Raw genomic sequence first — 14,692 nt, 5'->3', positions numbered from 1 at the left:
CGTGCGACAGAGCCCGCTCGCGCGAGCCGGTGTGCGCGAGCCGTAAAATGTCCTACTCTGTTTTCTTAATCCGCCTGACAGGCACGCGCCTCCCGTCCGTCGACCGTGCGGTTCGCGTATGCCATGTCGACTTTCCCGGAGGCTTCGATGACAGCCGTCGATCTGGAATTCGACCAGCTCAACAGTACCGTCGACGCGCTACGGCGCTCAATTTCCAATCGCATGATGTACGGCGTCGGCAAGGATGCCGTCACCGCGCACCCCCATGACTGGTTGCATGCAGCCGCGCTCGCCGTGCGCGACCGGCTCGTCGCGCGCTGGATGAAAACCACGCGCCTGCAATACGAGCAGGACGTGAAGCGGGTCTACTACCTGTCGATGGAGTTTCTGATCGGCAGAACCTTTACCAACGCGCTGCTCGCGCTCGGCATTCACGACCCGATGAAGGAGGCGCTCGCGAGCCTCGGCGTCGACATGGAGATGCTGACCGGGATCGAACCCGATGCGGCGCTCGGCAACGGCGGTCTCGGCCGGCTGGCCGCGTGTTTTCTCGATTCGATGGCGACGCTCGGCATTCCGGGCTTCGGCTACGGCATTCGCTACGAGTACGGCATGTTCCGCCAGCAGATCGTCAACGGCGAGCAGGTCGAGGCGCCCGATTACTGGCTGCGCGCCGGCAACCCGTGGGAATTTCCGCGTCCCGAGATCAAGTACATGGTGCATTTCGGCGGCCGTACCGTGCAGCACGGCGACCGGGTCGAGTGGATCGACACCGAGCACGTGAACGCGACCGCCTACGACACCGTGATTCCCGGCTACGCGACCGACGCGACCAACACGCTGCGACTGTGGTCCGCGCGCGCGACCGAGGAACTGGACCTCGATGCGTTCAATCGCGGCGACTATCGCAACGCGGTCGACACGAAGAACATGTCGGAGAACGTTTCGCGGCTGCTCTATCCGGACGACTCGACGCAGGCTGGCCGCGAATTGCGGCTGCGCCAGGAGTACTTTTTCGTCTCGGCGACGATGCAGGACCTGATCCGCCGCTATCAGCGCACCCACAGCACGTTCGGGCGCTTCTCCGAGAAAGTCGCGGTGCATCTGAACGACACGCACCCGGTGCTGGCGATTCCCGAGCTGATGCGTCTGCTCGTCGACGTGCATCATCTGCCGTGGGACAAGGCGTGGCAACACGTCACGCGAATCTTCTCGTACACGAATCACACGCTGATGCCCGAGGCGCTCGAAACCTGGGATGTCGAAATGTTGGCGCGGCTATTGCCGCGGCACCTCGAAATCATCTTCGAGATCAACGCGCAGTTCTTGAAGCACGTCAGCGAGCAGTCGGGCCACGATGGCGACATGATCCGCCGCATTTCGCTCGTCGACGAATACGGGCAGCGGCGCGTGCGCATGGCATATCTGGCGATCGTCGCGAGTCACAAGGTGAACGGCGTCTCGAAGCTGCATTCGCAACTGATGACGCGCAATATCTTTGCCGATTTCGCGCGCGTCTATCCGGACCGCTTCACGAACGTGACCAACGGCATCACGCCGCGCCGCTGGCTCGCGCAGGCGAGCCCGTCGATGGCCTCGCTGATCGACGCGCGCATCGGCACGCACTGGCGCAGCAATCTGTTCGAACTCGAACAGCTGCGCAATCTGCGCAAGGACGAGGATTTCATCGAGGCTTTCCGCGAGGCGAAGCGCCAGAACAAATTGCGGCTCGTGCAGCGGCTCGCGCATCACACGAAGCTGGCGTTCGATCCCGATGCGCTGTTCGATCTGCAGGTCAAGCGCATTCACGAATACAAACGGCAGTTGCTGAACGTGCTGCACGTGATCGTGCGCTACAACCGGATTCGCGAGAATCCCGAGCGCGACTGGGTGCCGCGCGTCGTGCTGTTCGCGGGTAAGGCCGCTTCCGCCTACCGGATGGCGAAGACGATCATCAAGCTGATCGGCGACGTGAGCCAGAAGGTCAATCACGATCCGCTGATCGGCGATCGGCTGAAGGTCGTGTTCGTGCCGAACTACGGCGTGAGCGTGGCCGAGCTGATTATTCCGGCGGCCGATCTGTCGGAGCAGATTTCGACGGCCGGCACCGAGGCGTCGGGCACCGGCAACATGAAGCTCGCGCTCAACGGCGCGCTGACGATCGGCACGATGGACGGCGCGAACATCGAGATCTGCGACGCGGTGGGCCGCGAGAACATCTTCATCTTCGGCCATACCGCGGACGAGGTGGACCATCTGCGCGCAAGCGGCTACCGCCCCCGGCAGATTTACGAGGAGAACGAAGAACTGCGCATCGCGCTCGATCAGATTCGTTCGGGCTTCTTCTCGCCGGACGATCCGTTGCGCTTCTCCGAGATTTTCCACACGCTCGTCGATTGGGGTGATCACTACATGGTGCTGGCCGATTTCGCCGCGTTCGCGAAGGCGCAGGACGAAGTGGATGCGCGTTTTCTCGACCGGCGCGCATGGACCGAAAGCGCGATCGAGAACATCGCGGGAATGGGGCAGTTCTCGTCGGACCGCACGATTGGCGAATACGCACGCAATATCTGGCGCGTGAATCCGCTCGATATCGAGTGAGCGGCGGCGTGGTGCCGTAGCCGCCGGGTTCGGGGTGAGGATTCGCTAAACGTGTTCGATGAGCGTGTTCAATCGGCACGTTCAATCTCGGGTTCGCCAAGCGAATGAAAAGCCGTGCCGGCTCGGGGAGCCGCGCACGGCTTTTCTTACTGCCGGTCGCGCATTGACCACTGACGTTACGCTCATGTCAACGCAGGCAGACCCGGCTTTACGCCTGTGCCGCGCTCGCGGCCGTCGATTTTGCCTGTTGCACGGCCACATTCACGCGCTCGACGAATTCGCGGTCGGTGCTCATCAGTGCCTCGCGCTCGCCATTGGCCGTTTGCACGATGAGCCGATGCGTGACGTCCTGGGTCGCCCAGGTGAGCCAGCCGACCACCGCGAGCATGATCCCGCACACGAGGCCCGCCGCCGAGTGCAGGATGGCGCCGGCAATCGCGCCGATCACGCCGACGATCGAGATCGCGAGCGGCACGACCCTGTTCTTGCGTACGGTGACGACCTGCACGCCGACGATGTCGCGCAGCGGAAAGACCTGGCCGGCTGACGAGAGCGCATTGCGCGTCACGGACACGCCGCGATCGTTGAAAGGGGTTTCCATCGATTGAGAGCAAGGGTGGTGAAGGGCGCAGCGTAGCAGACTTCGACGCCCGGCAGTGACGCGATGTCATGTGCGGATGGCATCGGGCCAAGGAAAATCATACTTTGCGCGGACGGATTGACTAAGATGGCAGTTGATCGCGCTCCGGCCGGGAGGCTACTCATGACTATCGGCGTATACGCAACGCTGGTCGCGACGTCGCTCGTGCTGCTGCTCGGAGAAAAGCTCATTCAGTGGATCTGCGTGCTGCGTACCTATTCGATTCCGGCGCCGGTGGCGGGCGGGCTCGTCGTTGCCGTATGCGTGCTGTTGATCCGCGTCGCGACGCACGTCGAGGTCCGGTTCGACTCCACGTTGCAGGCGCCGCTCATGCTCGCGTTCTTTTCGACGATCGGCCTCAATGCGCACATCTCGAACCTCAAGGCGGGCGGTCCGGTACTGATCCGCTTTCTCGCGCTCGTGAGCGGGCTGTTGATCCTGCAGAACGTCATCGGGATTCTGCTGGCGTTCGCGCTCGGCGTCGATCCGCTGTACGGCATTCTCGGCGGCTCGGTCACGATGTCGGGCGGCCACGGTACGGGCGCGGCGTGGAGTCAGGTCTTCAGCGAACATCATGGGCTACAGTCGGCGACCGAAATCGCCATCGGCTGTGCGACGTTCGGGCTCGTGATGGGCGGTGTGCTCGGTGGTCCGATCGCGCGTCTGCTGATGCGCAAGATCGGTGGCGCCGACATGCGGCACATCGAGAATCACGAGGACGACACGCTGGTTTTCGAAGCGCCGAAAGCCGAGCAGCCGACCACGCCTGCGGCGCTCATCACGACTCTCACGCTGATTTCCCTCTGCCTCGCGGGCGGCGAAGCGTTGGGCGACTGGCTCGCGGGAACCGTATTCGAATTGCCGACCTTTGTGTGCGTGCTGTTTGTCGGCGTGATCCTCAACAACGTGCTTTCGCTCGTGCGCGTGCGGCTCGACCAGCATGCGGTCGCGCTCGTCGGCAATGTGAGCCTTGCGCTCTTTCTCGCGATGGCGCTGATGCGGCTCGACCTGTGGGAGCTGGCCGCGCTCGCGGTGCCGGTCATCACGATTCTCGCGGCACAGACGCTGCTTATGGCTCTCTATGCGGTATTCGTGACGTTCCCGCTGATGGGCCGCAGCTATGACGCGGTCGTGCTGAGCGCGGCGCATTGCGGACTCGGGCTCGGCGCGACGCCGACCGCCATCGCGAACATGCAGGCCATCACGAACCGGTTCGGCCATTCTCATATCGCGTTCCTCGTCGTCCCGATGACGGGCGCGTTTTTCATGGACATCGTCAATGCCATCGTCATCAAGCTGTTTCTCGCGTTGCCGTTCTTTCATTGAGGCAGTTTGAGGTAGTTTGTGAGGGAATGCTTGCGAAGCGTGGTTATGCGATGCTCCACGAAAGAGCAATTCCATTGGCTTCACCGGCAAGCGAGGGATGCGATTGCCGATTTCTCAAGCAAGGATCAGGAGAGTCATGAACGATCAACAGGAAGTCGCGCCCGATAGCACGGCCGCGCGTGTCGCGCTGTGGCGCGCATTGCATGTGCATGCCGACGCGGTGCCGCACGTGCTCGAAGACGAGGTCGGCCTGCAACTGCTGGCACCGGATACAAGCTGGCGTAATCGCGGGGACATGGACCCGCAATTCACGCGGCCGTTTCGCGCGTCGATCGTCGCGCGCGCGCGTTTTATCGAAGATCTGGTCATCGAGCAGATAGGGCTCGGCGTCGGTCAGTATGTGATTCTCGGTGCCGGTCTCGATAGCTTTGCCCAGCGCAGGCCAGAGGTGGCGTCGCGGCTTACGGTGTTCGAGGTCGATCCGCCCGGACCGCAAGCGTGGAAGCGGCAGCGTCTGATCGAACTGGGTTTCGGCGTGCCCGACTGGCTGCGTTTCGTTTCCGTCGATTTCGAAGCGGGCGAGAGCTGGCGGCAACGGCTCGTTGCCGCGGGGTTCGACGAGAGCAAGCCGGCTGTCGTCGTGTCGACCGGCGTCAGCATGTATCTGACGAAGGAGGCGAATGCGGCCACGCTGCGCGAAGTGGCGGCGCTCGCGCGTGGGTCGACGTTTGCGATGACGTTTCTGCTGCCGCTCGAGATGGCGAGTCCCGACGTACGCCCCGGACTCGACATGGCGGAGAAGGGGGCGCGTGCAAGCGGTACGCCTTTCATCAGCTTCTTCACACCGCAACAGATCCAGGCGATGGCGCTCGAAGCCGGATTTGGCGAGGCGCGGCATGTGTCGGCGGTTGATCTGACGCAGCGTTATTTCGCGGGCAGGACGGATGGGCTGCGGCCGCCCGAGAATGCGGAGGAGTTGCTGGTGGCGCGTACGTAGTCGTCGTTAAAGGGACGGTATGCCGCCGAATCTGCGAGCCTCTTCTCCGCACGGCTATAATCGCGCACGAATATGGCCAGGAAATTGAATCGTGAAAAAGATCGCCGCCCTTGCACTCGTTGCGTTTGCCCTCGCTGCCTGCTCGTCGGAAGAAAAGCAGGTCAAGCGCGCCCAGCAGGACATCCTTCATAGCGAACCGAACCTCGCCGCGGCGCAACGCAACGCGGTTGTCGATTGCTCGCCGGACAATTGCGATGTTGCATGGGCGCTGACGAAGCGCTATATCGAGCAGCATTCCGATACCCACATCACGCGTGCCGATGCAATCGCAATCGATACCGACGTGCCGGACGATTCGGGCAAGGTCGCCTTCTCGGCGACTCGCGCCGCAAAGAGCAGCGGCGGCGCGACGCTCTCGCTCTTCGCTCAGTGCCGGGACATGTATGGTCAGGATAGCGAGAAAGGCTCTGACTATGACGAATGCGCCGATAAGATCCTGAAGACCCAGAACGGCTATGTGGCGTTTCTCAGGGCGCACGCCAACGGGCAGTGATGTTCTGTTGAACCGGGGTGGTACTTATCGGCGTTCTCGCCGAACGTGCTTCTTTGCACGCTGCGGTGTTATCGCGCCTCGCGCCTCCAGGCAGACGCAGCGAATGATGCCTGTCGCGAATCGTGGTTTTCTGATCCCCGCTTCATGGATTGACAAAGCTTGACAGACTATTTCGCATCTCGCGGATAGAGTGCCTGCGTTCGCCGCCTGGCACGGAGTGCGTGCCAGGCGCCAATCAATCCAGATGTTTTCACGGGGACGTTCATCCATGCGACGAGAAGTGACCATCCAGCGCGGGCTGCTCGATGCAAAGGCACTTACGCGCCGGTCCGATGATGTGGACAACCAACCACCTTATCGCAAGCGCTGGCTCATGTTGCTGGCACTCGGCGCGATTCCGCTGTCATTGCTGTTCGTGTGGGGCTTCCTTCATCTGATTCTCATCCTGGTATTTCCGTAGCCGGTCATTGCTGACTCGGCTGTCGCGAATACTTCACCGTCTTTACCGCGATCCCTTCCGTTCACGTTTGTTGACGTATTGCGTTGCGATGCTCCCTATCATTCATGGATGAATCGATGGGGACAGGCTCGATCATCGTGCACACGCGCTATGCCGTTTGCATATGATTGCAGCCACCCCATCGAATACACCTCTCGCCCCCCCGAATGGGGGGCTATGTTGCCGCCTGGCACAGTCTATCTTGATTTCCCGCAGTTCACAAAACGAGGCGAACGACGGCGCCTGTTGGGGGCATCAATCCTTCCATGCGCCACACAATCGTTCAGGATGAGAGTTTCGCGCCAGTCTGACCTCGCAATTCGCGGCATTGCGGTCCGGTTCGTGTCGTCCATTCGTTCCGTTTTCCGTGGTGCCGGATTTGCTGTCCGGTTGGCCCGAAAGAGCGAGGTGATATATGAATATCCTGTTGGTGGAAGACGATCCTGCGCAAGCCGTGGCTGTCGAAAAGACCATGCAGCAGTCGAGGCACACAATAAGCAAAGCCAACTCAGGCGAGAGTGCCATACGTTATCTCATGACCCATGAAGTCGATCTCGTGGTGCTCGACTGGCAATTGGCCGGTGTAGCCGGGTTCGAGGTACTGCACTGGATACGCGACAATCTGGGGCGGGAGCCGGCGGTCCTGTTCCTCACAAGCAGGGTTCTTGAAGTCGACATCTTGCGTGCGCTCGATGCCGGAGCCGACGAGTACATCGTCAAGCCGTTCCGCGCGATCGAACTTGTTGCACGAGTCGGTGCATTGCTGCGCCGCACGGACCCCAATGAAAAGACTGAAAGTGTGATCTCGGTCGGGCCCTATGTTTTCGATCCGGCCCGCCGCAGCGTCACGCTGCATGGCAATGCGATAGAACTGACCGCGAAGGAATTCGACGTTGCGTCATTTATCTTCGCCAATGCCGGACGAGCGGTATCGAGAGACCTGCTGGTGAAACTCGCATGGGGACGTGAACTGGAGGCCACGTCCCGAACGGTCGATACCCATATCTACCGGCTGCGCCGCAAGCTGGCCCTGCATCCCCGCAACGGTGTGCGTTTGAGTACCGTCTATACGCACGGATACCGGCTCGACGAGGTGGCGGTGACCGACACGGTTGAGGCAGCCGACGCGCCTGCCCCGGCACCGGAAGCAACGGCGTGTGCGGCGAACGCATGAGCGAAGCACAGGTAGCCGCGCGATCCGCGATGTTTGCCGAACGTGATGGTGACGTTTGCGCGAACTCTGGACGCGCGGCTGCCGGCCGATGATTCTCTGCGGGACTCCCGACTTTCTCCTGTTTCAGTATTTGCGAAGGCGGACGTTGCTTCCCAAGGGCAACCGTCCGCATTCGCGGCTCTTATCCCAGACTTTGAGTTCATGTGCATGCCAAAGCAATACGCCGCTGTATTCGAAATACGCTCGATGAGAGGCAATTCAATCCGGTGCAATACCTATGAGCCACGAATGCCGGTGCTCGATGAAAAGTGGCGAGTAGCAGAAGGTCTTTAGTCGCGATCCGGGCTGTCGAGAAATCGGTTGCTCATACGTGATTCCCTCGCTCCAATTTCCCCGTTTCGTTCAGGTTCCGACGTCATTGGCGTGTGTGCGGAAGCGTCGTCATTCCGTGCATGGATATTGCACGTGCAGTACCGCACGACCAATGTCAGCGGCCATTCGAATAGTTGGCGAACCTGAGCAAACGTGCCTGTTCGTAGCGAACAGAGTCATGGCAATCCGCGTTGAACATCGGATAGGTTCAACATATACATCAAAATATCTCGTTGAGATAATGGCAACCTCCTGCAAGCGGCAATTCAGGGAGAGGAACGATCATGGAAGCATCTTCGGGCAGTACCGGTCGCGAGTGGAGCGTGTCGCTGATCCAGACCAAGATGATGGCGCCACGCCTGCCGCCCGGCTGCGTGCAACGGCTCGCCTTGCTCGGCCGGATCGATACGCGCCGGCCGAACAGCATCGTTGTCGTGACCGCGCCTGCCGGTTTCGGCAAGACGACGCTGCTGGCGGGCTGGAGCGAGGCGCTGTCGGGCAGCAAGCATCCGGTTGCGTGGCTTAGCGTCGACGGAGAGGACGACGACCCGCAGCAGTTCGGCGCGTATCTTGTCGCGGCGTTTTCGCGTGCGTCGGAAGACATCGCGTCGCAAGCGCAGCAACTCCTGAACAACGACGCGCTGACCCCTATCAGAACCGTTCTTTCCGTGCTGTTGAATGGAATCGCCGCGTGCGGCCGGAACGTTTTTCTCGTGCTCGACGACGTCGATCGCCTCACCGCAAAACCGGTTCTCGACGTGGTCTCGCGCCTGCTGCGCTATGCGCCCGATAACATGCACGTCCTGCTCGGCGCGCGGGGCGAACCCGGGTTGATGCTCGCACAGCTTCGCTCGCCGGACAAACTGATGCGCGTCAATGCCGACGATCTGCGCTTTTCCATCGACGATGCACAAGCGTTCTTCCATCGCGCGGGTACCGTGCCGCTCGATCGGGACAGCGTAGAACTGCTGAACGAGGCGACCGAAGGATGGGTCGCGGGTTTGCAGCTTGCTTCGCTCGCCTTGAGTCAGGTGGGCGATGCGACCAAGCTTGCGCGCAATCTCGCGGGGCCGAGTTCGGGAATCGACCGCTATCTGAACGATACGGTGCTCGCGCATTTGCCGCCGCCGATGCTGAAGTTTCTGCTCTGCACGTCGATTCTCGAACGGCTCGGGCCTGGCGTGTGCGATGCGATCATGGACGAGGCCGGCGAAAGCGGAGAGAAGCTCGACTGGCTCGAACGGCACAACGTATTCATTCGACCACTCGACGAAAAGCGGGACTGGTATCGCTATCACGCACTGCTGTCCGATGCGCTGCGGCAGCGTCTCATGCGCCAGATGCCGCAGGAGGTGCCCGTGCTGCATCTTCGCGCATGCCAATGGTTTGCACGCGAGCGCTTGTGGCCCGAAGCGGTCCGGCATGCTCTTGCCGCCGGCGATCTCGATCTCGCGGCTCAATGGGTCGAGAACTGTGCGAGCGATATGATCGAGCGCGGTGATCCGTACACGTTGCTGGGCTGGATCAACAGATTGCCGCCCGATGTGGTGCTGGGACGCTTGAGTTTGCGTCTCGCCAAAGTATGGGGGCTCGCGTTTTCGCTGCAGACGACGCGGGCGTCGAAGGAGATTGGCGCAGTCATCGACGAATTCGATCGCATGCGCCGCGAAGAAGGCCGCGTGATCGACGCAGTCGTGCTGGAAGAAATCAACGCGGTCGGCGCACTGACTGCCGGTATTTCGGACGACAGCGAACGCGCGCTGGAACTCGGAAGCACGGTCGGGGCGTCGGGCGTAGAGGTGGCGCCGTGGATCTCGCGTTATGCGCAGTCGGCGCAATTCTTCGGGCTTCTGTATCGCGGCAGATTCGATCAGATCGCTCTCATCCGGGAGCGCATGAAGAACCGCGTGGAAACGACGGGGCCCGCGCGGCATTACTCGGTCTTGCTGCGCGACGCGATGTACGGTCTCGCCGCGCTGATCCATGGCGAGTTGCCCGAGGCGAAACGCACGTTCGAAGCCACGCTGCAACTCGCCGAACCCGCGTTGAGTCCTTTATCCGCGGGCGTGACCGGCGTGGCGAGTTGCCTTGCCAGCATCTACTACGAGTGCAACGAACTGGACAAGGCCCGCAGCGCGATTGCGGGCCGCACGAACATTGCATTGGAGACCGCGCCGCTCGGTTCGCTCGTGCGGCACACGATTTCGGCGGCACGTCTGCTGTGGCGTGACGGCGAGATGGGTTCGGCGCTGGCCGTGCTCGAAGACGGCCGCCAGGTGGCGATCAACCGGCACTGGTTGCGTCTGAAGCTCGCGTGCGACGCCGAAACGGTACGACTGCTTATCGACGACGGCAAGCTGGCGGAAGCAAGGCAGATCGCCGACGAACTAAGCACGAGCGTACCGGCGCTATGCGAAGGGCGGGGCGGGTCCGCGCTGGAGACGTGGGCGAGTTATTGCGTTCTGCAGGCACGGGTTCTGCTTGCCGAGAATCTCGCCGATAAAGCCGCTGCCATTCTCGAACGCCAGCTCGACACGCTCGTCAAAATGGGCTGGCGTGCTCTGGAAGCGCTCGTCGCGCTGCTGCTGGCGCGAGCGTGCGCGCAATGCGATGCCGCCGAAAAATCGTTCGACGCATTGAATCGCGCGCTGCGCATCGGCGTCGAGATTGGGCTCGTCAACAGTTTCGTCGACGAAGGAGCGCCGATTCGCGCGCTGTTACAGCAGTTTCGCCAGAACGCGGGCGACGCTGCAAGCACGGAGGTGGCCTATGCCGACCGATTGCTCGCCGCGTTCGATGAACTCGATAGCTCGTCGCGATCAGGTGCCGCGAGGCCGCTCAGAGTGATGACGTCGTCGTCGGAGATCCTCAGCGTGCGGGAACTGGAGATCGTCAATTGCGTGGCGCTCGGGTTGTCGAACAAGGAAATCGGACGCTCGTTGAAGCTCGCGCCCGAGACCGTCAAGTGGCACTTGAGGAATATCTTCGAGAAGCTCAACGTGAGTTCGCGCATCGAAGCGGTGCAGAGCGTTCTCGGGCTCGGGGTCGGTGAAGGGCGCGCTGCGATGTAGATGCTGCGCGCCGCTACTTGTCGAACAGCGCCGTATACCGGCGCTGCATTTCTTCGGGCGCCACCGCTTCGATCTGCGAGCCGAGCATCCATTCGTGGCCGAACGGATCGCGTACGGTTGCCGAGCGTTCGCCATAGAATTGATCGGTCGGCGGGCGAACCACGGTTGCGCCCGCTTTCACCGCCTGCTCGAAAAGCGGGTCGACGTCGTCGCAATGGATGTGCAGCAGCACGCTCGTTCTGTTCTCGGCGCTCGGTCCGAGCATGCCGTGCTCGGGGTATTCGTCCGACAGCATCACGATCGCCGGGCCGATTTTCACTTCCGCATGGCCGATCCGGCCGCCCGGTTCGGTCAGACGAAACTGTTCGACGCCGCCGAACGCCTGCGCGTAGAACTCGATGGCCTGCGCGGCGCTGCGCACGCGCAGATACGGATAGACCTCGTGAATCGTGTTCATCGTCACCTCCGGGGTTGCCGATGAACGATTATCGGCGAAATCGAGTTCGTTTTGCATACCGGGCGACGACGCAATACCTCGCGCGAATGTCAGCGCAAGAAGCGGATGGCGAGTACATTTTCCGCTTCATATCGTTCACTCCAGACGCGGCCATTCCGCTGCGTCGCTCATCGATAGCAAGGAGTCGAACAATGCCGATGCCGCTTCTCTCGCTTCATGCTCTCGCGGCGCAACGCGGTGATGGTCTGCGCCCGGAGCTTCTCGAGTTGTTCGCGCGTCATGCGAGGCCGTGCGTGGGGCTGAGTGTTTCTATCGAGTCGGAACCACACGAGACCCTAATCCAGGAAGACCCGTACGATCAGTCATTGACGGGGGACGCCTCTCTTCACGCAAAAGGACGGTAGCGATGCGACCCATTTCGACGCCACCGGGTGAGTGCCGACCCGCTCGATGCGAAGGCTGGCTGTGAGGGGCACGGGATTACAATGGTCCGATTGATACGGCATCCTACTATTCGCGAGGCACGAGAATCCCATGAATCCATCGAACCCGTCCGAACGTATCGACCAGATGATCGCGGCTCTCACCGACTGGCGCGGTGAAACCTTCGCACGCATCCGCAAGACGATGCTCGCGGCGGATCGCGGCATCGTCGAGGAATGGAAGTGGATGGGCAGCCCGGTCTGGTCGCGCGACGGCATGATCGCGGTCGCCAATGCGCACAAGGGCAAGGTGAAGGTGACGTTCGCGCACGGAGCGGGACTCGCCGATCCGGACCGGCTCTTCAACGCGGGTCTCGAAGGCAATGCGCGGCGCGCGATCGACTTTCTGGAAGGCGACAAGGTCGATGAACGGGCGCTCAAGGCGCTGGTGCGCGCGGCGATCGAGTACAACCGGGCGCATCTGAAGAAGAATACGCGGGGCAAGAAGGGCGAGGATGCATAGCCCGACCGAACGCGCCGGCTAAGCAGGCCTCGGGCGATAAACGAGGCGGGGCAAGGCGGGCGGCGCACTACCGTGTCGTCATCGATCGAATACCGGAATTGATATTGATATCGCCAAAAATATAATTGGAAAGATATCAACCCGCTCCGTACACTTCACCATCCCCAGAGCCTGAGAGAGGCCTTCCGTCATCGTGCCGGTCGCGTGGCGCCGGTTCGGTCAAACCGGCCGGCGCGGTGTCCCGGCACATGCATCAAGGACAGAGCATGTCGGAAAAAAAGCGGAAATTGCGCTCAGCCGAGTGGTTCGGTACAGCTGACAAGAACGGCTTCATGTATCGAAGCTGGATGAAGAACCAGGGCATTCCCGAGCACGAATTCGACGGCCGTCCGGTGATCGGCATCTGCAATACATGGTCGGAGCTGACGCCCTGCAACGCGCATTTCCGCAAGCTTGCCGGACACGTGAAGCGCGGCGTGTACGAGGCGGGCGGTTTTCCGGTCGAATTCCCGGTGTTCTCGAATGGCGAATCGAACCTGCGGCCGACCGCAATGCTCACGCGCAATCTCGCGGCGATGGACGTGGAAGAAGCGATTCGCGGCAACCCGATCGACGCGGTCGTGCTGCTATGCGGCTGCGACAAGACCACGCCCGCGCTGCTGATGGGCGCGGCGAGTTGCGACGTGCCGGCCATCGTCGTGACGGGCGGCCCGATGCTGAACGGTAAACTCGACGGCAAGAACATCGGCTCGGGCACCGCGGTGTGGCAGTTGCACGAATCGCTGAAGGCGGGCGAGATCGACCTGCATCAATTCCTCTCGGCCGAAGCGGGCATGTCGCGCTCGGCGGGCACCTGCAACACCATGGGCACGGCTTCGACGATGGCCTGCATGGCCGAAGCGCTCGGCGTGTCATTGCCGCACAACGCGGCGATTCCCGCCGTCGACTCGCGCCGCTACGTGCTCGCACATATGTCAGGAATCCGTATCGTCGAAATGGCGCTCGAAGACCTGATGCTCTCGAAGATCCTCACACGCGAAGCGTTCATGAACGCGATCCGCACCAACGCGGCGATCGGCGGCTCGACCAATGCAGTGATTCATCTGAAGGCGATCGCGGGGCGCATCGGCATCGATCTCGAACTCGACGACTGGGTGCGCATCGGCCGCGATACGCCGACCATCGTCGATCTTCAGCCTTCTGGCCGCTTCCTGATGGAAGAGTTCTATTACGCGGGCGGCCTGCCGGCGGTGCTGCGCCGGCTCGGCGAAGCGAACCTGCTGCCGCATCCGGGCGCGTTGACGGTCAACGGCAAATCGCTATGGGACAACGTGAAGGATGCGCCGAGCACCGATGACGAAGTGATCCGTCCGCTCGACAAACCGCTCGTCGCCGATGGCGGCATCCGCGTGCTGCGCGGCAATCTCGCGCCGCGCGGTGCCGTGCTCAAGCCGTCGGCGGCGACGCCCGGCTTGCTCAGGCATCGCGGACGCGCGGTCGTATTCGAGAACCTGGAGCACTACAAGGCGCGCATCGTCGACGAAACGCTCGACGTCGATGCGAACTCCGTGCTGGTGATGAAGAACTGCGGGCCGAAGGGTTATCCGGGCATGGCCGAAGTCGGCAACATGGGATTGCCGCCGAAGCTGCTGAAGCAGGGCGTGAAAGACATGGTGCGGATTTCCGATGCGCGCATGAGCGGCACCGCGTACGGCACGGTCGTGTTGCACGTGACGCCGGAAGCGGCGGCCGGCGGTCCGCTTGCGGCGGTGCAGGACGGCGACTGGATCGAACTCGATTGCGACGCGGGCACGCTGCATCTCGACATCAGCGACGCGGAACTCGCGCGCCGTCTCGCGCAGCACCTGCCGCCGCAGCCGCCCGAGGGCGGCGGGTATCGGCGTCTTTATATCGATCACGTGCTGCAGGCCGATGAGGGCTGTGACCTCGACTTTCTCGTCGGGTGCCGGGGGGCGGTGGTGCCGCGGCATTCGCATTGAGGCTTTCAACACGGGCGGCGCTCGTCTTCCTGCTGAGCAGTCGTGTGCAACGCTCCC

General features: G+C 62.0%; 11 protein-coding genes. 9 read left to right on the top strand and 2 right to left on the bottom strand.

The window, feature by feature from the left end:
* Positions 1–147: 147 nt before the first annotated feature.
* Positions 148–2,601 carry a glycogen/starch/alpha-glucan phosphorylase gene (locus G3N58_RS12910; RefSeq protein WP_205999326.1) on the top strand — a complete coding sequence of 818 codons (2,454 nt, stop codon included), beginning with the start codon at positions 148–150 and terminating at the stop codon, positions 2,599–2,601.
* A 208-nt stretch (positions 2,602–2,809) separates the two neighbouring features.
* Here G3N58_RS12910 and G3N58_RS12905 read toward each other — a convergent pair whose 3' ends face one another.
* Positions 2,810–3,202, bottom strand: coding sequence for a DUF6232 family protein (locus G3N58_RS12905; RefSeq protein WP_167039692.1), 393 nt, complete (start codon positions 3,200–3,202; stop codon positions 2,810–2,812).
* Positions 3,203–3,364: 162 nt separating this feature from the next.
* On the opposite strand from G3N58_RS12905, the gene gltS reads away from it, so the two are divergent.
* The 6 genes from gltS (at position 3,365) to G3N58_RS12875 (ending at position 11,233) form a co-directional block, all read left to right on the top strand.
* Complete coding sequence (gene gltS, locus G3N58_RS12900; RefSeq protein ID WP_205999325.1) at positions 3,365–4,567, top strand: sodium/glutamate symporter; 1,203 nt, start codon at positions 3,365–3,367, stop codon at positions 4,565–4,567.
* A 136-nt stretch (positions 4,568–4,703) separates the two neighbouring features.
* Entirely contained in the window at positions 4,704–5,564 is an 861-nt protein-coding gene (locus tag G3N58_RS12895) for a class I SAM-dependent methyltransferase (RefSeq protein ID WP_205999324.1), read from the top strand.
* Between the two features lie 91 nt (positions 5,565–5,655).
* Complete coding sequence (locus tag G3N58_RS12890) at positions 5,656–6,117, top strand: hypothetical protein (RefSeq protein ID WP_167039698.1); 462 nt, start codon at positions 5,656–5,658, stop codon at positions 6,115–6,117.
* Positions 6,118–6,397: 280 nt separating this feature from the next.
* A complete protein-coding gene (locus tag G3N58_RS12885; RefSeq protein WP_167039700.1) occupies positions 6,398–6,577 on the top strand; it encodes a hypothetical protein in 180 nt (59 codons plus the stop codon).
* Positions 6,578–7,031: 454 nt separating this feature from the next.
* Positions 7,032–7,790: a response regulator transcription factor gene (locus tag G3N58_RS12880; protein WP_205999323.1), complete on the top strand. Its 759-nt coding sequence runs from the start codon at positions 7,032–7,034 to the stop codon at positions 7,788–7,790.
* Between the two features lie 656 nt (positions 7,791–8,446).
* A complete protein-coding gene (locus tag G3N58_RS12875) occupies positions 8,447–11,233 on the top strand; it encodes a LuxR C-terminal-related transcriptional regulator (protein ID WP_205989790.1) in 2,787 nt (928 codons plus the stop codon).
* A 13-nt stretch (positions 11,234–11,246) separates the two neighbouring features.
* Here G3N58_RS12875 and G3N58_RS12870 read toward each other — a convergent pair whose 3' ends face one another.
* Entirely contained in the window at positions 11,247–11,690 is a 444-nt protein-coding gene (locus tag G3N58_RS12870) for a VOC family protein (protein WP_167283685.1), read from the bottom strand.
* Between the two features lie 534 nt (positions 11,691–12,224).
* Here G3N58_RS12870 and G3N58_RS12865 point away from each other — a divergent pair.
* Together G3N58_RS12865 and G3N58_RS12860 are read left to right on the top strand one after the other, a co-directional pair.
* Positions 12,225–12,635 (top strand): DUF1801 domain-containing protein, encoded by a 411-nt coding sequence (locus G3N58_RS12865; RefSeq protein WP_167039707.1) that lies wholly within the window; start codon positions 12,225–12,227, stop codon positions 12,633–12,635.
* Between the two features lie 266 nt (positions 12,636–12,901).
* Positions 12,902–14,635, top strand: a complete 1,734-nt coding sequence (locus G3N58_RS12860) for an IlvD/Edd family dehydratase (RefSeq protein ID WP_205999322.1) — start codon at positions 12,902–12,904, stop codon at positions 14,633–14,635.
* The last annotated feature ends 57 nt before the right edge of the window (positions 14,636–14,692 follow it).

The sequence above is a fragment of the Paraburkholderia sp. Ac-20342 genome, assembly GCF_017104985.1.
In the GTDB taxonomy this organism is placed as follows: domain Bacteria; phylum Pseudomonadota; class Gammaproteobacteria; order Burkholderiales; family Burkholderiaceae; genus Paraburkholderia.
Note: the sequence above shows the minus strand (reverse complement) of the source record. Positions and strands in the feature narration are given on the sequence as shown.